We start from the raw sequence: 21,381 nt of genomic DNA on the forward strand, positions 1-21,381 counted from the left end.
ACCTGTTCAGGTTCTCAACCCGGCATCGGATCAGGATGCGCGGACAGAATCTGTTCAGAGGTTTTGCCAAAACGGCGCTCGCGGCGGCTGAAGGCGTCGATGGCTTCGTCCAGGGCGGACTCATCGAAATCGGGCCACAACCGGTCGCTGAAGAAGAACTCGGAGTATGCCGACTGCCAGAGCAAAAAGTTGCTGATCCGCATCTCTCCCCCGGTACGGATCATCAGATCGGGATCTGGCACATGGGCCAGCCCCATCGCGCTGTGCAGACTGGCCTCCGTGATGGGCTCACCCCGCGCAGCCAGCGACGCAGCCGCCTGGGCGATGTCCCAACGGCCTCCGTAGTTGAAGCAGACGTTGAGCACCAGGCGTGTGTTGTCCGCCGTGGCCGCTTCGGCCTGACCCAGACCGTCTCGTACCTTGGGCGAAAGGCTGTCCCGCTCGCCCACAAAATGAAGACGCACACCGTCCTTCTTGAGCTGCGGCACCTCGCGCGCCAGGGCCATCGCCAGCAGTTCCATGAGGCCGGAGACCTCGTCGGCAGGGCGATTCCAATTTTCAGAAGAGAACGCAAAAACGGTGAGCACACGCACGCCGCGCTGCACGCAAGCGCGTGCGCAGCGGCGCAGTGAATCAACCCCTTGCTTATGGCCCGCCAGGCGCGGCAAAAAGCGGCGCGTGGCCCATCGGCCGTTGCCATCCATGACGATGGCAATGTGGTGTGGCACCACCGGAGATGCAGACATGGAAATGTTCAAGCCCTGGGGCCTAGAGCGTGTGATGCACTTTTATGTGCCCGCGAAAGTCGGGGAAAGGCCCGGCAACTAGGCGCAGGACGCGCCGCGGTATGAATACCGCAAGCGGCTTGCAACGACGTAGCCGGGCCTTTCCCCGACTTTCCCAAAGGGTTGGCCCCACACACAGGCACTCGCGGCGTTGCAGCGCTTGCCAAGACCCCGGTCTTGGCTGCGCACTGCGCCTTGCGATCACCTGCGTGTGGGGCCAACGCGGGCACGTAAAAGCGCATAACACGCTCTAGACCGCCATGATTTCCTGCTCTTTGGCGGCCACCAGCGCATCGATCTCGGCGATGTGCTTGTCGGTGAACTTCTGCACGTCGGTTTCGGCGCGCTTCTGATCATCTTCGGACGCCAGCTTGTCCTTGACCAACTTCTTGACAGACTCGTTGGCATCGCGGCGCAGGTTGCGCACGGCGATCTTCGCGCTCTCGCCCTCGTTGCGAGCGAGCTTGGTCATTTCCTTGCGGCGCTCTTCGCTCATGGGAGGCATGGGCACACGGATCAGGTCGCCCATGGAGGCCGGGTTCAAACCCAGATCGCTTTCGCGAATGGCCTTTTCAATCTTGGCGCCCATGCCCTTTTCCCAGGGCTGCACGCTGATGGTGCGGGAGTCGATCAGCGCCACGTTGGCCACCTGGCTCAGAGGCACCATGGAGCCGTAATACTCCACTTGCACCGTGTCCAGCAGTGCGGGGTTGGCGCGGCCCGTGCGGATCTTCTGCAGGTTGTTCTTGAACGCTGTGATGGACTGGTCCATCTTGGTTTCAGCGGTTTTCTTGATGTCGGCAATCGTCATGTTTTCTCCTGAGGCCGACCTGCATCCGGTGCAGGTCCATCCATCGTGATCAAGCGTAAACCAGCGTACCCTCGTCCTCACCCATCACCACGCGCTTCAGGGCGCCATGCTTGATGATCGAGAACACCTTCACCGGCAGCTTCTGGTCGCGGCACAGGGCAAAAGCGGTCGCATCCATGATGCCCAGGTTGCGGGACATGGCCTCGTCAAAACTCAGCTTGGTGTAGCGGGTGGCCGTGGGGTCCTTCTGAGGGTCGGCAGTATAAACGCCGTCCACCTTGGTGGCCTTGAGCACCAGCTCGGCCCCGATCTCCGCACCGCGCAAGGCTGCCGCGGTGTCGGTGGTGAAAAAGGGATTGCCCGTGCCAGCGGCAAACACAACGACCTTGCCCTCTTCGAGGTATTGCAGGGCCTTGGGGCGCACATAGGGTTCAACCACCTGCTCGATGGCGATGGCGGACATCACGCGGGCCACCAGGCCCTGCTTGTCCATGGCATCGGCCAGGGCCAGGGCGTTCATCACGGTGGCCAGCATGCCCATGTAGTCGGCGGTAGCACGGTCCATACCGACCGAGCCCCCGGCGACGCCACGGAAAATATTGCCCCCACCGATCACCACAGCCACCTGGACACCCAGGCGGGTCACTTCGGCGATCTCCTCGACCATGCGCACGATGGTGGCGCGGTTGATACCGAAGGAGTCATCCCCCATCAGCGCCTCACCAGACAGCTTGAGCAAAATGCGCTTGTGGGCTGGTGCGGCGTGGGACATGGGAAATTTCTCCGGTAAGTGGTGCGAGGCTTGGGTGGGGTGGTTACTGCAGGGAACGATCAGGCAGCGGCCTTGGCGGCAGCCACCTGGGCAGCCACTTCAGCAGCGAAGTCGTCGACCTTCTTCTCAATGCCTTCGCCCACCACGTACAGGGTGAAGCCCTTCACATTGGTGTTGGCAGCCTTGAGCATCTGGGCCACGGTTTGCTTGCCGTCGGCCGCCTTCACGAAGACTTGGTCGGCCAGCGAGACTTCCTTGAGGTACTTCTGCACAGCGCCGTCGATGCGCTTGGCCGTGATTTCGGCGCTTTGTGCGGGCTTACCAGCTGCCACGAGTTCCTTGTTGGCTTCGTCGGCCTTGCCTTCAGCAACCGAGCGCTCCTTGGCGATCAGGTCGGCAGGCACGTCGGCGCTGGTCAGGGCCACGGGCTTCATGGCGGCCACGTGCATGGCAACGTCCTTGGCGGCGGTGGCGTCACCGTCGAACTCGACGACTACACCAATGCGCGAGCCGTGCAGGTAGGCAGCCAGGTTGGAGCCGCTGAAGCGCTTGAAGCGGCGGAACGACATGTTCTCGCCGATCTTGCCGATCAGGCCCTTGCGCACATCTTCCAGCGTGGGGCCGAAGCTGTCTTGCTCGTAGGGCAGTGCACCCAGGGCTTCCACCGTGGCGGGGTTGTGCAGTGCCACCAGCTTGGCAGCCGCGTTGGCCATGGCGATGAAGCTGTCGTTCTTGGAGACGAAATCGGTTTCGCTGTTGACTTCGACCAGAGCACCCGTGGTGCCGTCGATGTAGCTGGCGACCACGCCTTCGGCCGTCACGCGCGATGCCGCCTTGCCAGCCTTCGTGCCGAGCTTGACGCGCAGCAGTTCTTCGGCCTTGGCCATGTCGCCGTCGGCTTCCGTCAGGGCCTTCTTGCATTCCATCATCGGAGCGTCGGTCTTGCCACGCAGTTCAGCCACCATGCTTGCGGTAATTGCAGCCATCTTTGTTCCTTCAGTGTTCAGTTCGATCGATTGGATTCAGCTAAAAAAAAGGGGGCTCACCAGGGGCCCCGCTTTTGTTCGCGACGGATCGCGCAGCCGGGCTATCAGGCAGCGGCTTCTTGCACTTCCACGAATTCGTCGGTGCTCTCTGCGGTTGCAGCCTTCACGACTTCGTTCACGGCGTTGGCACGGCCTTCGATGATCGCGTCAGCGATGCCACGGGCGTACAGCGTCACGGCCTTGGCCGAGTCGTCGTTACCGGGGATCACATAGTCGATGCCTTCGGGCGAATGGTTGGTATCGACCACACCGATCAGCGGAATGCCCAGCTTCTTGGCTTCAGCCACGGCGATCTTGTGGAAACCCACGTCAATGATGAAGATGGCGTCGGGCAGAGCAGCCATGTCCTGGATGCCGCCGATGTCCTTTTCGAGCTTTTCGATTTCGCGGGAGAACGTCAGTTGCTCCTTCTTGCTCAGGTTTTCGAGGCCAGCTTCTTGCTGAGCCTTCATGTCCTTGAGGCGCTTGATCGAGGTCTTCACGGTCTTGAAGTTCGTCAGCATACCGCCCAGCCAGCGCTGGTCCACGAAAGGCACGCCAGCGCGTTGCGCTTCGGTGGCCAGGATTTCACGGGCTTGGCGCTTCGTGCCGACCATCAGGATCGTGCCGCGGTTGGCAGCCAATTGCTTGGCGAACTTTTGGGCTTCCTGGAACAGTGGCAGCGACTTTTCCAGGTTGATGATGTGAATCTTGTTGCGATGGCCGAAGATGTAGGGAGCCATCTTGGGGTTCCAGAAGCGGGTTTGGTGACCGAAGTGGACACCGGCTTCCAGCATTTCGCGCATGGTAACGGACATAAAAATACTCCAAAGGTTAGGTCTAAAATCAGCCCCAATATTTGCAGTGCCGTGATCCTCACGAACACCGCAACACCTTGACAGGGCTGCTTTGCGATTGGTCTTGCCGCAGCGGCCACGCGGGTTGTGCAAACTTTGCACCACTGCGCTACTGCTCCCAGCAAAACCCAAAGATTCTAGCACACCCATGCTCCCTGACCTGATCGCCACCCGTGAGCAACTGCGGGACGGCGCCACCACCGCGCCCGCCGAGCTGGAGCGCTGCATCGACGCCGCCCAGGCTGCCTCCAACGCCCACAGCTTTGTCCGCACGCTGTTTGACGAAGCGCGCACCACGGCGGTGCAGCCGGGTGTGACTCAGTTGCCTCTTGCCGGACTGGCCGTGTCGGTGAAGGACTTGTTTGACATCGCCGGGCGACCTACTCCGGCGGGCTCTACCGCGCTCGCAGACGCTCCCGCAGCAGCCGAGGACTGCCCGGCCGTGGCCCGCCTGCGCGCAGCAGGTGCCAACCTGATCGGCCGCACCAACATGGTGGAGTTCGCGTTCTCTGGCGTCGGCGTCAACCCCCACTACGGCACGCCTGCTGCCTGGGATGCCCGCTTTGGCGCCCTGCCCGGCGGGCCCCGCGTGCCCGGCGGGTCTTCGTCCGGCGCCGGGGTATCGGTGGCCACGGGCGCCGCGTTCATCGGTCTGGGATCGGACACCGGTGGATCCATCCGCATTCCTGCGGCGCTCAATGGCATTGTGGGTTTCAAGAACACGGCCCGGCTGGTGCCCACCGCGGGCGCCGTGCCGCTGTCCACCACCCTGGACACTGCCTGCGCCATGACGCGCACCGTGCGCGACGCCATCGTGGCGCACGAGGTGCTGGCCGCCCGGCGCGTGACGCGCAGTCTGGCTCCGCTGTCGCAATACCGGCTGGCCGTGCCATCCACCCTCTTCCTCGACGGACTGGACGCCACCGTGGCCAGCGCCTTTGAACGCAGTGTGGAAGCTTTGCGCCAGGCGGGCGCCCAGATCGACACCATCGCCCTGCCCGCCATACTGGAGCAGCCCGCCTACGGCTTCGCCGCCCCTGAAGCCTACGCGTGGCATCGCGAGCTACTACAGCGCGCCGGCGACCGCTACGACCCCCGGGTGCGCATGCGCATCGAAAAAGGCGCCACACTGATGGCCTGGGAATACATCGACCTGCTGCAGGCGCGCCAGCAATGGATTGCGCGCATGCTCGCCGACATGGAGCCCTACGACGCCCTGCTCTCCCCCACCGTGCCCATCGTGGCGCCGCTGCTGGCCGATGTCGCTCCTGCGGATGGTGCGGACAAGGCCCGGGACGCCGCCCGCGATGCCGAGTTCTTCCGCGTCAACAACCTGATGCTTCGCAACACCAGTGTGGTCAATCTGCTGGACGGCTGTGCGCTGTCGCTCCCCTGCCACGTGCAAGGGGAACTCCCGGTCGGGCTGATGGTCTGGCACGGGGCGCTCAGGGATGACACGGTGCTCAACATCAGCCTGCAGATCGAGCAAACACTACAAAAATAATAGCTACCGGCGCATGATCCACTAGCGCTTGAAGCCAAAAACACCCAAATTCATGAAGATTGCCATCGTGGGCGCCGGCATTGTCGGCGTCACCACCGCGTACGAACTGGCCAGCGACGGCCATGAAGTCTCGGTGTTTGAACAGCGCAGCGCGGCCGCCGAGGAGGCCAGCTTTGCCACCGCCGGGCTCCTGGCGCCCCACCTGCTCAGCCCCTGGGCGCTGCCGGGCTTCGGCCAGCCGCTGCGGCTGATGGGCGCACAGGCCACCCTGCGCGTGGCAGGCGGCCTGACCCGTGCCAACTGGGCCTGGCTGCGGCGCTGGCGCAGCACGGCGCGCAGCAACAGCGCCCCGGCCGCCGCTGTCGAGCGCCTGGCGCAATACAGTCAGGCGCGCCTGCAGGCCATTGCCAGCCAGCACGAGCTGGACTTTGAAGCCAGCGACGGCCGCCTGGTGCTGCTGCGCACTGATGAAGACCGCGCCCGCCTGCAGCCCGCACTGCAAGTGCTGCGCGACAGCGGCGTGGCCCTGCGCGAGATCGACGCCGATGCGGCGCGCCAGATCGAGCCCGGCCTGTCGCCCGAGACGCCGCTGGCGGGTGCCATCCACCTGCCCGATGCGCACGCAGGCAACTGCCGCCTGTTCGCGCAGCTGCTGCGCCAGGGCATCCAAGGCGCAGGGGTGCAGTTTGTGTTCAACACCCGGGTGGACCGCGTCGGCACCAGCCCCACCGGCGTGGTGCTGCAGGGCGAAACAGACCTGCGCCGCTTTGATGCCGTGGTGCTGTGCGCCGGCATGGCATCGGCAACGCTGCTGCCCGCACTGGGCCTGGGGCTGCCCATGGCGGCTGTGTATGGCTACTCCGTGAGCGCCCCGCTGCGCGAATCCACCCACGCCCCCCGCGCCAGCGTGGTGGATGCGGGCCAGCAAATCTCCATCACCCGCCTGGGCCAGCGCGTGCGCATTGCCGGTGGCGCTGAACTGGCCGGGGCCGATGCCGAGCACCACCCCCCCACACTGCAGCGCCTGTACCGCACGCTGAACGACTGGTTCCCCGGGGGCGCGCAGCTCTCATCCAACCTGCAGATCTGGCGCGGCGCCCGCACCATGCTGCCCGACGGAGCCCCGGTGGTGGGCGCCAGCGGCGTGCCGGGCCTGTGGCTCAACACCGGCCACGGCGCTGGCGGCTGGGCCCTGGCCTGCGGCAGTGCCCGGGCACTGGCCGACCTGATCGCGCAACGCGAACCCGAGGTGTCGCTGGACGGGCTGGGCATGCGGCGGTTCTGACCCCGCCTGGAATATTTTCAAAGCGGGAAGCAGCGGCGCACAATGGCAGGCGCCTGCCGTTTGCAGTGCCCCTGCCCTCGCCCCATGCACCGCATCACCCCCCACCAGCCCCACCCCCTGTTCAACACAGCCGCCACACGCCGCCTGGAGAAAGCGGCGGCGGCCACCCTGCCCCCACACACCCTCATGCAACGTGCCGGCCTGGCCGTCGCACAACTGGCCCAGGCGTTGGCACCGCACGCACGCACCGTGTGGATTGCCTGCGGCCCCGGCAACAACGGTGGTGACGGGCTGGAGGCTGCGATGCACCTGCAACGCAGTGGCCGCAAAGTGGTCGTGACCTGGCTGGGCCAACCCGACACGGCCCCGGCCGACGCCAGAGCTTCCTGGCAGCGCGCACGTGATGCAGGCGTGGCCTGGGCCGATGCCGCACCCGACGACCTGGATGCCAACGACCTGTGCATCGATGCGCTACTGGGCATTGGCGTCTCGTCTTCACCCCAAGCCCCCTCGCGCACGCCCGATGCCCGACTCCAGGCCTGTCTGCAAGCCCTGCACCACAGTCTGGCCCCCGTGCTGGTCGTGGACCTGCCCAGCGGGCTGGACGCAGACACCGGCCAGTTTGCTGCGGGCCTCGCGCCCGATACCCCGCACCACCGCCCGCCCCCGCCACGCCACACGCTGAGTCTGCTCAACCTCAAGCCCGGCCTGTTCACCGCCACCGGGCGGGACGCAGCAGGCCAGGTGTGGCTGGACGACCTGGGCGTGGCTCCCGGGCATGAGCCGCCCAACGCCTGGCTCTCCGGCCCCGCCCTGCCCACCCCACGCGCCCACGCCAGCCACAAGGGCAGCTATGGCGATGTCGCCGTGGTGGGTGGCGAGGGTTTGGTGGCACGCGGTATGGGCATGGCAGGCGCCGCCCTGCTGGCCGCATCGGCGGCCCTGCACAGCGGTGCGGGCCGGGTGCTGGTGGCGCTGCTGGACGACGGACATCTGCAACTGGACCTGCAGCAGCCTGAACTGATGCTGCGCCGCTTTGACGCGCTGGCGCTAGAGCAGCTCACCGTGGTCTGCGGCTGTGGCGGCGGCCAGGCCATCGCACACGTGCTGCCCGAGGTCATTGCCCGCGCAGCGCGCCTGGTGCTTGACGCCGACGCACTCAACACCATCGCCACCCAGGCCGCATTGCATGCGCTGGTGGTGGCGCGTGGGCAGCACGGGCAGCCCACGGTCATCACCCCCCACCCACTGGAGGCAGCGCGCCTGCTGGGCCTGACCACCGCCGAAGTCCAGGCCGACCGGCTGGATGCGGCGCAACAACTTGCAGACCAATTCAACTGCGTGGCCGTGCTCAAGGGTTCGGGCACCGTGATTGCCGCGCCCGACCGCGTCCCTGCCATCAACCCCACCGGCAACGCGCGGCTGGCCACGGCGGGCACGGGCGATGTGCTGGCGGGCATGGTGGGCGCGCACCTGGCCGCTGGCGCCAGCGCATTGCGTGCAGCGAGCGAAGCGGTGTACCAGCACGGACAGGCTGCAGATGTGTGGCCCGCAGGCCTGGCCCTTACCGCCAGCGCACTGGCGCGGCGCGTGGGCGGGTGACAGGGGTCAATCCAACAGCGTGACCTGCTTGAGCGGCTTGAGCACGCTCGACGGTGTCATGCCAAAGGTCTGGCGGAACATGCGGCTGAAATGCGCCGAGTCCACAAAGTCGCCGTGCAGCGCCGCATCCGTCAGGCGCGGGCTGACCGCCAGCCCGGCCATGGCCAGCCGCACTTGCGACCATACGCGGTAGCTGCGCAGGCTCACACCCATTTCGGCGCGGAACAAATGGTTGAAGCGCGAGGCCGACAGCTGTGCCTCGGACGCGAGCCCCGCCCGCGCCAGGCGCCCCTGCTCGTGCTGCGGGCGGCGCAGGGCGTGCAGACTGCGGGCCACGCGCAGGTCCAGCGGGGGCGCCGCCTGCAGCAGGTGGCGGTGCAGCAGGGCCGGCAGATCGAAGGTGCGCAAATGGCCTTCCATGGCCGCACGCGCCCCCACCGGCGCCGCCACATCCAACAACACGCCACCCTGCTGCAGGAACACACTGCGCAGGCTGCGCGCCTCCGGCGAGTCGGGCTCCAGGTACACCAGCGCCACCACTTCACCCCAGGGGTCGAACAGGTGCTCCACCCCGGCATCCACCAGCGCGCTGTGGCAGGTCTCCATCCGCCCCGCACCCCAGTGCAACGCAAACCGGCCCGAGAGCCCCATCAGCAGCACGGGCGATGCATGGCAGTGCCAACCCGTAGCCGGGATCTCGCCCACATACAGCGCGCGGTCAATGCCCAGCGTCAGGGTGTTCGTGCGCTGCGGCATAGCCCAAACCTACAAGTCTTGCGGCACGGTTGTCGGTAGCCTTGCCCGGCCCCAGCGCGCCCTCGCAGCGCCACGCATCCCATCGTTCTTTTGGAGACTGGTTCTTGAAACGCATTGCCTTCTTTTCTATTGCCGCCGCTCTGGCCCTGTGCTGCGTAGGCCTCTACTACGGCGCACCGTCGCTGCTGAAGGAGCCCCTGCTCCACCTCAACCGCAGCCTCTCGGGCATGGAAGAGAAAACCACCACTGCTGCGCTGCACGCCATTCACTACCTGGACAGCGGTGCGCCATCCCAACCGGCGCCCGGCAACCCGAGCGCCACGCCCCTGGTGCTGCTGCACGGCATTTTTGCGGAGAAGGACCATTGGGTGGATTTTGCGCGCCCCCTCACTGGGCAGTACCGGGTGATTGCCCCAGACTTCCCCGGTTTTGGCGAAAGCACGCGGCTGGACGACCAGCCTTATGACTACGCCGCGCACATCCAACGCCTGGGCGCGCTGCTGGACGCGCTGGGCATTGAGAAGGCCCACCTCGCGGGCAACTCCATGGGCGGCACCATTGCCGCGCTGTTTGCGCTGCAGCACCCCGAGCGTGTGGCCAGCGTGGCTTTCATCGGCGCGCCCCATGGCATCCGCTCACCACAGCCCAGCACGATGGACCGGCTCATCGATGCCGGGCAGCGCCCGCTGGTGGCCCACGACGCCGCAGCCTTCCGCGCCATGATGGACCTGGTGTTTGAAAAACGCCCGTTCCTGCCGTATCCCATCCTGCACGCCACGGAACAGGCAGCACTGCGCAATGCCCAGTCCAACGCCCGCCTGTGGGATGCGCAGCTCAAAGACCGCTACCTGCTGGAGCAGCGGCTGGGCAGCCTGCAAAAGCACCCCGTGCTCGTGCTGTGGGGCGATAAAGACCGCGTGTTTGACCGTTCGGGCCTTCAGCCTTTGCAAAAGCTATTGCCCCAAGCGCAACTGGAGGCCCTGCCCGGCATCGGCCATCTGCCCATGATGGAAGCGCCCGCCGACACGGCGCAGCGGTATGCGCGTTTTCTGGAGGGCCTTGCCCCGTCCAGCGCGCTGGCACCCCCGGAAATTCAATAAAAATGGCCGCTACCGCCCGCCCATCAAGCGGTAGCAGCTATCAATTAGTGAGCATTCTGATTCAGTAATCAGCGCCCGAGGGTTCGCAGCCGATCAGCCCCGGCGTGGCTTGCGCGCCCTGCCCTTGCTGGACTTGCCAGCCACCGCCTTCTTCACCGACGCCTTCAGCGACTGGATGGGCGAACGCGCCGCGCGCTCGCGGGCCAGGCCCGCCTTTTCGGTGGCTGACATCGCAGCACCCTTGTCTGCTTTGCGGCCACCCGCACGGCCACCGGCCTTACGCGCCCCGCCACCCACACCATCAGTGCCAACACCCTTGTCCTTGAGCGCACGGCCCAGCAGCTCTTCGCCTTCGCGCACCAGGCGGAAGTCGATCTTGCGGCCATCCAGGTCCACACGGCTCACCTGCACCCGCACGCGGGCACCGATGGCGTAGCGGATGCCGGTGCGCTCGCCGCGCAGTTCCTGGCGTGCCTCGTCGAACTTGAAGTATTCGCCGCCCAGCTCGGTGATGTGCACCAGGCCTTCGACGTACATCGCATCGAGTGTCACGAAGATGCCGAAGCTGGTCGCGGCGCTCACCACGCCGCTGTATTCCTCGCCCAGGTGCTCGCGCATGTACTTGCACTTGAGCCAGGCTTCCACGTCGCGGCTGGCCTCGTCGGCGCGGCGCTCGTTGGCGCTGCAGTGCAGGCCAGCAGCCTCCCAGGCCTGCGTATCGCGGCTGGGCGGCTTCACATCCTTGCGTGGCTTGGTGCCGGGGGCAGCCACGCGCGCAGCCAGGCGCTTGGCCAGCTTGGCATGCGCCTCGCCCGGTGTGGGCAGCGCAGGCAGCTTGTACTGCGTCTTGTTCAGAATGGCCTTGATGACCCGGTGCACCAGCAGGTCGGGGTAGCGACGGATGGGGCTGGTGAAGTGAGTGTAGGCATCAAAGGCCAGGCCAAAGTGCCCGCTGTTGGTGGGCGTGTAGATGGCCTGCTGCATGGAGCGCAGCAGCATGGTGTGGATCTGCTGCGCGTCGGGCCGCTCCTTGGTCGCCTCGGCAATCGCCTGGAAGTCGCCCGGCTTCGGGTCGTCACCAATCGTCATGCCCACAGCCATGGCCTTGAGGTAATTGCGCAGAATCTCCTGCTTCTCGGGCGTGGGGCCTTCGTGCACGCGGAACAGGCCGGGCTGGCCGCCCTGGGCGATAAAGTCGGCACTGCACACGTTGGCGGCCAGCATGGCCTCTTCGATGAGCTTGTGTGCGTCGTTGCGGGTGCGGGGCACGATCTTTTCGATGCGGCCGTTTTCGTCGCAAACGATCTGTGTCTCGGTGGTTTCGAAGTCCACCGCGCCGCGTGCCTGGCGCGCGATGAGCAGCGCGCGGTACACGTCGTGCAGGTTGAGCAGGTCCTTGACCCGGTCCTTGCGCTTGCTGGCCTCGGGGCCGCGCGTGTTGGCAAGGATGGCCGCCACCTCGGTGTACGTGAAGCGCGCGTGACTGAACATCACAGCCGGGTAGAACTGGTAGGCGTGCACCTCGCCCTTGGCCGTGACCAGCATGTCGCAGACCATGCACAGGCGCTCCACCTCGGGGTTGAGCGAGCACAGGCCGTTGCTGAGCTTCTCTGGCAGCATGGGAATCACGCGGCGCGGGAAGTAGACGCTGGTAGCACGGTCGTAGGCGTCGATGTCGATGGCGCTGCCGGTCTCCACATAGTGGCTCACGTCGGCAATGGCCACCAGCAGGCGCCAGCCCTTGCTGCGGCCGACCTTGGCGGGCTCGCAGTACACGGCGTCGTCGAAGTCGCGCGCGTCTTCGCCGTCGATGGTGACCAGAGGCACGTCGGTCAGGTCTACGCGGCGTTTTTTGTCCTGCGCACGCACCTTGTCGGGCAGGGCCTTGGCCTGGGCCAGGCATTCCTCCGAGAATTCGTGCGGAACGCCGTACTTGCGCACGGCGATCTCGATCTCCATACCCGGGTCGTCGACTTCACCCAGCACCTCGGTGATTCGGCCCACGGGCTGGCCAAACAGCGCAGGCGGTTCGGTCAGCTCGACCACGACGACCTGCCCCGGCTTGGCGGCGCCGGTAGCGCCTTTGGGAATCAGCACATCCTGGCCGTAGCGCTTGTCCTCCGGCGCCACCAGCCAGACACCGCTTTCCTGCAGCAGGCGGCCGATGATGGGCTGTGGCGGGCGCTCGATGATTTCCACAACGCGGCCTTCGGGCCGGCCACGGCGGTCCTGGCGCACGATGCGCACACGCACGCGGTCCTTGTGCAGGACGGCGCGCATTTCGTTCGGGGGAATATAGATATCGCCTTCGCCATCGTCGCGGATGACGAAACCGTGTCCATCACGGTGCCCTTGCACGCTGCCTTCGATCTCTTGCGACAAATGTGGAGCGGGCTGCGTGCCGGGGGTGGATTTTTTGTTATACAATCTTAGTCTTTCCTGAAATGCCCAGGTGGCGGAATTGGTAGACGCACTAGTTTCAGGTACTAGCGAGTAACATCGTGGAGGTTCGAGTCCTCTCCTGGGCACCAAGTTTAACGAGAACCAGCCAAGGTTTTCAAAATATCGAAGCCGCTGCACACACAGCGGCTTTTTTATTTTCCGGCGCGTTATGCACACGCAAAAACATCCAGCTCTGCCGGGCCAGACCCGGCGCGGCGGTCGGGCCATGCGGGAGCTTGTGGTGACCGTGACAAGCCAGCCATCACACCTGGACCGTCGCACAAAATTTTCAAAAAAATGAGCAAGTTCTCCGGATGCCCCAAAAAACATCCTATAATTCAAAGCTGATCTGAAAGCCCAGGTGGCGGAATTGGTAGACGCACTAGTTTCAGGTACTAGCGAGTAACATCGTGGAGGTTCGAGTCCTCTCCTGGGCACCAAACACATAAAAAGCCGTTGCATTCGCAACGGCTTTTTTGTTTTCCAGGCCCACGCGCGCGCACCCAAAAGAAAAACGAGACCGCACGCGATCTCGTTTTTCTGTCTGATGCCGCGGCGGCATGCGCACCGCGGTGCGCACACTCCCTGCGTTTCGTTTATTTGCGCAGCAGCGTCTTGAGGACGTTCTGCAAACGGCGTGCGCTGGCCGCATCACTGGGGCCTGCCAACACGCGCGCCACATCTTGCCCCCACGTCTGGGCTGGTGCGGGATCATTGCGGCGTGTCAGCAGTTGCAGTTGCAGCATGCGCCGTGCAGCAATGTGCTCCGCCGGCGTTGGCGCCTCCGCCGCCATCTCCAGGCGCAGCATGGCCTCCGCAGCATCGCCCTTGGGCGCCGCAGACAACGCCTGGGTCCAGGCGCTGCGCACCGATGCCGTCACACCCGAGCCCAGTTCTTGCGCAGCGGGCACCAGCGCTGCATCGCGCTTTTCCCAGGCAGTCAGCAGCTGCGTCAACGCTTCACCGTGGGCCTGGGCCGCCAGTTTCTTCAGCGCCAGCTGCGCATGCTCCATCGCCTCGCGCTGGGCACGGAATGCCGTGTCACCCAGGCGCGGGCCACGGTCCTCAAACGCAGGGCGATCACCAAAGCGGCCTCCTCGGTCGCCACGATCCGCCATGCGGCCATCCGCACGCGGGCCGCGGGCACCGTCACGGTCGCCCGGACGGCCATCGCGACGATCACCGGGTCGAGCACCTCGGCCAGGAGCCGCCGGAGCATCCTTCTTCATGCCGGGGCGGTCATCCCCGCGCACCGCCACCACGGGCCGCGCGGCAGGCTTGGGAGCAGCAGGTGTTGCGGGGGCCGCAGCCGCTGCATCGCCACCTTCTACCGCCTCCACCCCCCCTTCAGCCGCGGCTGGCGCCGCAACCGACTGCGCTTCAGCCTGCGACTGAGCGTCTTTGTTGGCCGTGGCAACCGCTTCCGCCGCCTGGGCCTGGCCGCGCAACGCGGCTTCCAGTGCCTGCATGGCAGCGCGAATCTGCTGCGCATCACCGGTGGCGTTGGCAGCCTCCAGGGCCTTGGACGCGTCCAGCACCACGCGGTCCCGCGCACTCAGTTCCGTGACAGCGCGCTCGCGGTCGGCCGACTTGCGGTTGAATGCCTCATCAATAGGCTTGCGGAAGGCATCCCACAACTTCTGTTCGTGCTTGCGATCCAGAGGCACCGTCTGGGCTTCTGCCTGCCAGCGCTGCTGCAGCGCCTTGACGGCATCGATGCGCAGCGAAGGCGCAGCGCCCAGTGCCGTGGCTTCTTCGATCATTGCGTGGCGACGTGCCAGGCTTTCTTTCTGCGCTGCCTCCAGCGGCGCTGCGGCCAGAGCGATCGCCTGCTTCCACAGGGGCTGAAGTTCGGCAAAGATTTTTTCACCCACATGGCCGCCTTCGCGCCAGCGGTCGCCGAACTGGTACAGCGCGCGGTTGATGGCCTTCCAGTCGCCCGACGCAGCATGCTCCTGCGCCCACGCCTTGACCTCTTCGATCAGCGCAAGGCGCTGAGCCTTGTGCTCAGCCGCTTCAGCACGGATCTTGTCCAGCCAGGCCTCGACCACCTTGTGCGCTGCGTTGCAGGCCTCGTCAAATTTCTTCCAGAGCGCGTGGTTGGGCGCACCGCCCTGGTCCGCCTGCTTCCATTGCTCACGCAGGCTGCGCAGAGTCTCCTGCATCTTGCGGCCACCCAAGGCCTGGCCTTCGGGGCGGTTGAGCAGCGCTTCGGCCTTGGCTACCAGCTCCTCACGCACCTGGTCGGCACTCCAGCGTTGCCAGCCTTCCAGCTCACCAGCAGCCACCAGCGCCGTGTGCACCTGTTGCTCCAGCGCGTTGTCAATGTGCTTGCCATGCACCTTGAGCACGGCGCGCAGCGCAGCGGCAGCGCCGGCACTGGCCTTGCCGTGGCCTTCGGCCGTTTCTTTCTCCAGCGTCGCCAAGGCATCGCGCACCAGTTGGTGGGCTTTTTCAATCACCTCCGGCGCCACCTTGGGCTTGGCAGCACGCGCGGGCTTGCCGGCAGCGGCAGAAGCGGCGGCCGCCTCAGAAGCGGCAGTGGGCAAGCCACGTGCGGCGCGCAGCTCGTCCGCCCACACCGGCACAGGAGGCAGGGGTGCAGCAGCATCTTCTGCGGCGGCGGCCGCTTGCGCCACGGCAGGCTGGAAAGCCTCCCACACCACCAGCAGCTGGGTGCGCGAGGCATCGAGCAACGGCGGGAACCGGGCTTCCACACTCGCCCAGCTGGCATCACCCGTCAGCCCCTGGGCCTGTTCCTGCCAGCGCGCGACATCGGCGCGCAGCAGTTCGAGCGCAGCCTGTGCATCGCGCCAGGGCTTGGTCGAGAGCACTTCGATGCGCTGTGCGAGCAACACAGCCGCCTCGCGCTGCACCTGGACCCGGTGCTGCAGGTCTTCGATGACCTTCACGCGGTCGGCCAGTTGCACCTTGAGCAGCGACAACGGCTCGCGCGACAACGGGGCACCAGCCTTGGCGGCATCCCGCTGCCAGGCCAGGGCATCCGCAATATTGAGCTTGGGGGCCGCCAGCAGGGCCTGGGCTTTTTCAGCCCATTCGGCCGCAATGGCTTCCTGCCCCTTGGCGCGACGGATTTCGTCCAAGCGTTCGCGCACGGCACGGGCCGCGCCCTTGTCACGTCCGCTCAGCTCCTTGAACACCTCTTGCAGTTGCTCAGGCGATGGCTGCGTGGCCAGCCAGTCGCGGATGCGGGAGGCACGCTCGCCCGAGGTGGCGGCAGAGAAAGCGCCACCAGTGAGCGCATCGAGCGGATGCGGCTCATGGGTTTTGGCGGGGGCCGGATTCACTTCAGGTGCGTCGGACATTTTGCTGCGGGAAAAAAATGGAAACATGGATCCAATGGATTACGAAGGCATCCCAGGCGCAGAGCCTAGTGCCGTGCCCGAGCGACCGCGCCAAGCGCGCGCCAGAGCAACAAAAGGGCTATTTTCACCGGATTGGGCCAGAGGCCGTAGCGGCTTGCCTCCTCCACACCTGCAGGGTGATCTGGAGCAAGGCCCGGCGAGGATGCCGCCCGGCAATCCGGGCGAAGGGTCGCCGCTCTAGGGAACAGCCCCCATTATCTATATATAAGACTGTGCCGCCCACCCACAAGGCGACACACCAATAAGAAAGCCCGACGAGCAGTGCCTGAAGGGCCTGCCCGCCGGGCTTGACGGCTGACACAACGGTCTTTGCCATCGGTCGCGATGCGGAGAGAAAGGTCCGCATGGCGCGGAGGCAAGGTATTGCCTCCAGGGGTTGCCATGGAAGCGGCATCTGCTGCACCTTGGCACTGAATGCCCTCGGAGGGAGACTTCGCTTCGTCTGGCGATGCCTGAAATCTACAGGCGCCTCCACCTTATCAAACTCGCTTCGCCAACTCAAATCGGATTCTCAATGGCGGCGAAAAGCCCGATTGAATTTGACATGCGGATGTCAGCCGCTGCACGGCGGCTCCCAACGAAAAACAGCGCTTGGCTCAGAAAAACTGTGATTTTTTACAGATTTTTCATAATTTTTATGTCTTAAATATTGAGTTGTTAGTATTGACTATGCATTTAGTGAGCTTCTAGAATCCGCCAGCCCCAAAAACGGGGCTAGTACAAACCCCAATCGCTGCCGAACCCGGCTAAGTCAATCCAGGGCGCCAAGCACTCCACAGACGTGCAGCCCGGACTTGATGGCGTACCAATCCAGGCGATCTGCCAGCAAAGCACCGTCCACCGTGACTGCTCCGCTCCGCTGGCCCGCCTCAGAAAGGAAGAGCTATGACAGCGTCAGGAAAAATAGTCTCCGGCGTGCGAACTTTCGCGGCCGACGTGACCGAAGGTTTTCTTGAAATCACCCACAACAGCTTTGCCCTCATCGGCCTGGCCGTTGCCTTTGTCGTCATTGCACTCACAGCACGGCCCGATCTGCGCCAGGCAGGTGAAGAGCAACTGATGAACTGGCTGCAAGCCCGCCAGGTAGAAATGTTGGGCATGCCCATCGAACCCGAAGCCAGCGAGCGCGCTACGGCAGTGAACCCCAAAGACCTGCCCAAAGAGCAGGCTGCCGTGGCCTTCTGGCTCAGCAAGAAGTACCGTGTGGCGCCAGAGCCCCTCAGCGCCCTGGTGGCCGAGGCCTACGAGATTGGCACCCGCGCCAAGATCGACCCCACGCTGATCCTGGCCATCATGGCCATCGAGTCCAGCTTCAACCCGTTTGCCGAAAGCGCTGTGGGCGCCCAAGGGCTGATGCAGGTGATGACCCGCGTGCACACCGACAAGTACCAGAACTTTGGCGGCCACTTTGCCGCCTTTGACCCGGTGAGCAACCTGCGGGTTGGCGTGAAGGTGCTGCAAGAGTGCATCGCCCGCGCAGGATCGCTGGAAGGTGGCCTGCGCTTTTATGTGGGCGCGGGCAACATGGCCGACGATGGTGGCTACGCCGCCAAGGTGATGGCGGAACATTTCCGCCTGCGCCAGGTGGCCGGTGGTCGCGCAGTGCCCTTCAACCCCCCTCCCTCCCTGTCTACCCAGGCTCCTGTGCAGAGCATCCCTGCAGCGGCACCTCGCACCCCAGCACCGGCTGCGGTCAGCGACAAGGTGGCTTTGCTGACACCGGGCCTGTAACAGGCAGGCTCCCGGCGCCCGGGTAACAACCTTGGCCCCCGGCGGTTTCGGCGGTGTAGCAGTGCCGTGTCGGCTACACTAATGAGGTACGCGACTGGCGATAGGCGCTGCATTCAGCCACTGGATGTAGCCGCTGACGTGGAAACCAGCAAGAACCTACTTCTTGTGAACCACTGGGAAGCGTGCCGCAGGGGCCCTGCCCCGTGCGTTCAGCCGTTCGCCTGGGCAGCCCTTGTTTCAAGGGACACAAGTTCATAGGACTGCCAATCATGTACGACCGCAAAATTCTTGTCGAACAAACCGACCCCGAGCTGTTTGCCGCCATCCAGGCCGAAAACGCCCGCCAAGAACACCACATCGAGCTGATCGCCAGCGAGAACTACGCCTCCCCCGCCGTGATGTGGGCGCAAGGCACCCAGCTCACCAACAAATACGCCGAAGGCTACCCCGGCAAGCGCTACTACGGTGGCTGCGAGCATGTGGACGTGGCCGAGCAGCTGGCCATCGACCGCGTGAAGAAGATCTTCGGCGCCGATGCTGCCAACGTGCAGCCCCACTGCGGCGCGTCGGCCAACGAGGCCGTGTTCCTGGCCTTCCTCAAGCCCGGCGACACCATCATGGGCATGAGCCTGGCCGAAGGCGGTCACCTGACCCATGGCATGCCGCTGAACATGTCGGGCAAGTGGTTCAATGTGGTCAGCTACGGTCTGGACAAGAACGAAGCCATCGACTACGACGCGATGGAAGCCAAGGCCCGCGAACACAAGCCCAAGCTGATCGTGGCCGGAGCCTCTGCCTACAGCCTGCACATCGATTTCGCCCGCTTTGCGAAGGTCGCCAAGGAAATCGGCGCGATCTTCATGGTGGACATGGCCCACTACGCCGGCCTGATCGCTGCGGGCGTGTACCCCAACCCCGTGCCCCATGCTGACGTGGTGACATCGACCACGCACAAGAGCCTGCGCGGCCCCCGTGGCGGCATCATCCTGATGAAGGCCGAACACGAGAAAGCCATCAACAGCGCCATCTTCCCCGGCCTGCAAGGCGGCCCGCTGATGCACGTGATCGCAGCCAAGGCAGTGGCCTTCAAGGAAGCGATGCAGCCCGAGTTCAAGGCCTACCAGGAGCAAGTGGCCAAGAACGCCAAGGTGGTGGCCGAGACGCTGACCGCACGCGGCCTGCGAATCGTGTCCGGCGGCACCCAAAGCCACGTGATGCTGGTGGACCTGCGCGCCAAGGGCATCACCGGCAAGGAAGCCGAGGCCGTGCTGGGCGCCGCCCACATGACCATCAACAAGAACGCCATCCCCAACGACCCTGAAAAGCCGATGGTGACCAGCGGCGTGCGCATTGGCACCCCCGCCATGACCACGCGCGGCTTCAAAGAAGAAGAAGCCCGCATCACGGCCAACCTGATCGCCGACGTGCTGGACAACCCTCGCGACGAAGCCAACATCGCCGCCGTGCGCGCCAAGGTCAACGCCCTGACCGCACGTTTCCCGGTCTACCGCTAAGCAAGCCGGTTCTCTGCGCCCATGAAGTGCCCCTTCTGCAGCCACCTCGAAACGCAAGTCGTTGAAACGCGGGTGTCTGAGGATGGGGTCTTCATCCGCCGCCGCCGCCAGTGCGGCGCGTGCGACAAGCGCTTCACCACCTACGAGCGGCCGGAAGTGAACTTCCCGGCCATCGTCAAGAAAGACGGTCGGCGTATTGAATACGACCGCAGCAAGCTGCTGGGCTCGTTCAACCTGGCATTGCGCAAGCGGCCCGTGAGCACCGACCAGATCGACAGCGCCATCGAACGCATCGAAGAAAAGCTGCTCAACCTGGGCCAGCGCGAGGTGATCTCCAGCCGCATCGGCGAGCTGGTGATGCGCGAACTCAAGAAGCTCGACAAGGTGGCCTACATCCGCTTTGCCAGCGTGTACCGCAGCTTTGAAGACATCGACGACTTCCGCGCCATGGTCGATGAAGTGCGCAAGTAGCGAGCGCACGTTGGGTAAGCCCTTGCGGTAACGCCTGCCCTTTCCCGTCATAAGCCCCACGCGGCTATTTGGTCTATGCGATGCGGTTCTGCGGCCACCGGTCCGCTGTGCATCCTCACCGCTTCGGCCGTAGCCTCTGCACAAGTCGCACAAGCTATTTTGCAGCAGCTATTAATTTCATAGCTATCACGGCATGATGCACTAGCGCTTCAGGCGTTCTTCGCATCAAAACGGCTCTACCACACGCCTGCAAGCACCACGAAGGTGCCTGACAATGCGCGCGGTGAAAACCCGCCATTTCCTGCAGCTGGTGCTGCTGTCTGCCCTGTGGGGCGCTTCCTTTCTTTTCATTCGCGTCGCCAGTCCGGTGCTGGGCCCCAATGTGATGGCCGCACTGCGCATTGGCCTGGCCACGCTCACGCTGATGGGCATCATGCGCTGGGCGGGTGAGCCTTGGCCCTGGCGTCGCTGGCGAGAGCTGCTGGGGCTGGGCACGCTGACGGTGGCAGCGCCTTTTCTGCTGTACGCCTGGGCAGCCCTGCACCTGCCAGCGGGCTACAGCTCGCTGCTCAACACCATGGCCGTCCCGTTTGGGGTGATCGCTGCCGCGTGGATGAAGGAAGACACGCTGAGCGCACGCAAATGGGCCGGCTGCCTCTGCGGCTTTGCCGGGGTGGCGCTGATCGTGCAGCTAGGGCCCGTGGAGCCCACGCCCGCGCTGCTGACTGCTGCTGCAGCCTGCGTGACGGCTTCGGCTTGCTACGGCATCTCCACCACTTGGATGAAGCGTGCGACACAGCGTATGTCACCGCTGTCGATCGCGGCAGGCATCCACGCCGCAGCGCTGGTGCTGTTGCTACCGGGCGCCGCATGGACCCTGCCCGCCGCACACTTCACCCCCGGGGCACTGGCCGCTGTGGCCGTGATGGGCGTGGTGACCTCGGGGCTGGCCTATTGGCTCAACCTGCGGGTGTTGACACAGGTGTCCCCGGTCGCCGCCATGAGCTCCGCTTTCATGATCCCGCTGTTTGGTGTGGCCTGGGGCCATATCTTTCTGGGTGAGGCCCTGGGGCCGGGCATGCTCTGGGGTGGCGCGCTGGTGCTGGTGGCGACCGGGCTGGTCACCGGCTTCAACCCGCTGCATTGGCTGGGTGCGCTGCGCCGCACAGCCGACTAGTGTGGTGTTGCGCGCTGGATGGCACATTGAAAACCGATGGATTTTTGGTCAGGGCAAGGCGCAAACTGCAGCGATACCCGGAGGTATCGCGAGGATTTGCAACGCAGCCCTGGCCGAAAAGACGCGGTTTTTAAGTGCCAGATAGCGTGCAACACCACACTAG

At 64.9% G+C, this 21,381-nt stretch carries 16 protein-coding genes, 2 tRNA genes and 1 riboswitch; of the genes, 10 read left to right on the forward strand and 8 right to left on the reverse strand.

Annotated features, from left to right (window positions below; genetic code table 11):
* Positions 1-14: 14 nt before the first annotated feature.
* The 5 genes from uppS to rpsB form a co-directional block, all read right to left on the reverse strand.
* Positions 15-746 (reverse strand): polyprenyl diphosphate synthase, encoded by a 732-nt coding sequence (uppS, locus tag DNK89_RS04695; protein ID WP_110959074.1) that lies wholly within the window; start codon positions 744-746, stop codon positions 15-17.
* Between the two features lie 289 nt (positions 747-1,035).
* Entirely contained in the window at positions 1,036-1,596 is a 561-nt protein-coding gene (gene frr / locus DNK89_RS04700) for a ribosome recycling factor (RefSeq protein WP_015013554.1), read from the reverse strand.
* 49 nt (positions 1,597-1,645) lie between these two features.
* Complete coding sequence (gene pyrH / locus DNK89_RS04705) at positions 1,646-2,368, reverse strand: UMP kinase (protein WP_015013553.1); 723 nt, start codon at positions 2,366-2,368, stop codon at positions 1,646-1,648.
* A gap of 59 nt (positions 2,369-2,427) precedes the next feature.
* Positions 2,428-3,354 carry a translation elongation factor Ts gene (gene tsf / locus DNK89_RS04710; RefSeq protein WP_015013552.1) on the reverse strand — a complete coding sequence of 309 codons (927 nt, stop codon included), beginning with the start codon at positions 3,352-3,354 and terminating at the stop codon, positions 2,428-2,430.
* Between the two features lie 104 nt (positions 3,355-3,458).
* Entirely contained in the window at positions 3,459-4,211 is a 753-nt protein-coding gene (gene rpsB / locus DNK89_RS04715) for a 30S ribosomal protein S2 (protein ID WP_056067188.1), read from the reverse strand.
* A gap of 187 nt (positions 4,212-4,398) precedes the next feature.
* Between rpsB and DNK89_RS04720 the strand changes: the two genes are divergently transcribed.
* The 3 genes from DNK89_RS04720 to DNK89_RS04730 all read left to right on the forward strand — a co-directional run bounded on the left by DNK89_RS04720 (position 4,399) and on the right by DNK89_RS04730 (position 8,641).
* A complete protein-coding gene (locus tag DNK89_RS04720) occupies positions 4,399-5,754 on the forward strand; it encodes an amidase (protein ID WP_110959075.1) in 1,356 nt (451 codons plus the stop codon).
* 52 nt (positions 5,755-5,806) lie between these two features.
* Complete coding sequence (locus DNK89_RS04725; RefSeq protein WP_110959076.1) at positions 5,807-7,039, forward strand: FAD-dependent oxidoreductase; 1,233 nt, start codon at positions 5,807-5,809, stop codon at positions 7,037-7,039.
* A gap of 84 nt (positions 7,040-7,123) precedes the next feature.
* The gene (locus DNK89_RS04730; RefSeq protein ID WP_110959077.1) at positions 7,124-8,641 is read left to right on the forward strand and encodes an NAD(P)H-hydrate dehydratase; all 1,518 of its coding nucleotides are present in this window, start codon (positions 7,124-7,126) and stop codon (positions 8,639-8,641) included.
* A 6-nt stretch (positions 8,642-8,647) separates the two neighbouring features.
* Here the strand turns inward: DNK89_RS04730 and DNK89_RS04735 are convergent, their stop codons facing one another.
* Entirely contained in the window at positions 8,648-9,397 is a 750-nt protein-coding gene (locus DNK89_RS04735) for an AraC family transcriptional regulator (RefSeq protein WP_110959078.1), read from the reverse strand.
* 104 nt (positions 9,398-9,501) lie between these two features.
* Here DNK89_RS04735 and DNK89_RS04740 point away from each other — a divergent pair, with 104 nt between their 5' ends.
* Positions 9,502-10,497 carry an alpha/beta fold hydrolase gene (locus tag DNK89_RS04740; protein ID WP_110959079.1) on the forward strand — a complete coding sequence of 332 codons (996 nt, stop codon included), beginning with the start codon at positions 9,502-9,504 and terminating at the stop codon, positions 10,495-10,497.
* 93 nt (positions 10,498-10,590) lie between these two features.
* On the opposite strand, the gene rnr is transcribed toward DNK89_RS04740, so the two are convergent.
* The gene (gene rnr, locus DNK89_RS04745) at positions 10,591-12,924 is read right to left on the reverse strand and encodes a ribonuclease R (protein ID WP_110959080.1); all 2,334 of its coding nucleotides are present in this window, start codon (positions 12,922-12,924) and stop codon (positions 10,591-10,593) included.
* A 19-nt stretch (positions 12,925-12,943) separates the two neighbouring features.
* On the opposite strand from rnr, the gene DNK89_RS04750 reads away from it, so the two are divergent.
* Positions 12,944-13,028, forward strand: a tRNA-Leu gene (locus tag DNK89_RS04750).
* A 266-nt stretch (positions 13,029-13,294) separates the two neighbouring features.
* Positions 13,295-13,379: transfer RNA gene (locus DNK89_RS04755), tRNA-Leu, on the forward strand.
* Positions 13,380-13,535: 156 nt separating this feature from the next.
* On the opposite strand, the gene DNK89_RS04760 is transcribed toward DNK89_RS04755, so the two are convergent.
* The gene (locus DNK89_RS04760) at positions 13,536-16,292 is read right to left on the reverse strand and encodes a DUF349 domain-containing protein (RefSeq protein ID WP_110959081.1); all 2,757 of its coding nucleotides are present in this window, start codon (positions 16,290-16,292) and stop codon (positions 13,536-13,538) included.
* A gap of 918 nt (positions 16,293-17,210) precedes the next feature.
* Here DNK89_RS04760 and DNK89_RS04765 point away from each other — a divergent pair.
* From DNK89_RS04765 to DNK89_RS04780, 4 genes are all read left to right on the forward strand, one after another.
* Entirely contained in the window at positions 17,211-18,056 is an 846-nt protein-coding gene (locus DNK89_RS04765) for a lytic transglycosylase domain-containing protein (protein ID WP_060987343.1), read from the forward strand.
* An 80-nt stretch (positions 18,057-18,136) separates the two neighbouring features.
* Positions 18,137-18,290: riboswitch (ZMP/ZTP riboswitch) on the forward strand.
* Positions 18,291-18,325: 35 nt separating this feature from the next.
* Complete coding sequence (gene glyA, locus DNK89_RS04770) at positions 18,326-19,570, forward strand: serine hydroxymethyltransferase (RefSeq protein WP_110959082.1); 1,245 nt, start codon at positions 18,326-18,328, stop codon at positions 19,568-19,570.
* A gap of 21 nt (positions 19,571-19,591) precedes the next feature.
* The gene (nrdR, locus tag DNK89_RS04775) at positions 19,592-20,041 is read left to right on the forward strand and encodes a transcriptional regulator NrdR (protein ID WP_015013541.1); all 450 of its coding nucleotides are present in this window, start codon (positions 19,592-19,594) and stop codon (positions 20,039-20,041) included.
* A 274-nt stretch (positions 20,042-20,315) separates the two neighbouring features.
* The gene (locus DNK89_RS04780) at positions 20,316-21,218 is read left to right on the forward strand and encodes a DMT family transporter (RefSeq protein ID WP_110959083.1); all 903 of its coding nucleotides are present in this window, start codon (positions 20,316-20,318) and stop codon (positions 21,216-21,218) included.
* The last annotated feature ends 163 nt before the right edge of the window (positions 21,219-21,381 follow it).

Source organism: Acidovorax sp. ST3, assembly GCF_003231145.1.
Lineage (GTDB): Bacteria > Pseudomonadota > Gammaproteobacteria > Burkholderiales > Burkholderiaceae_C > Acidovorax.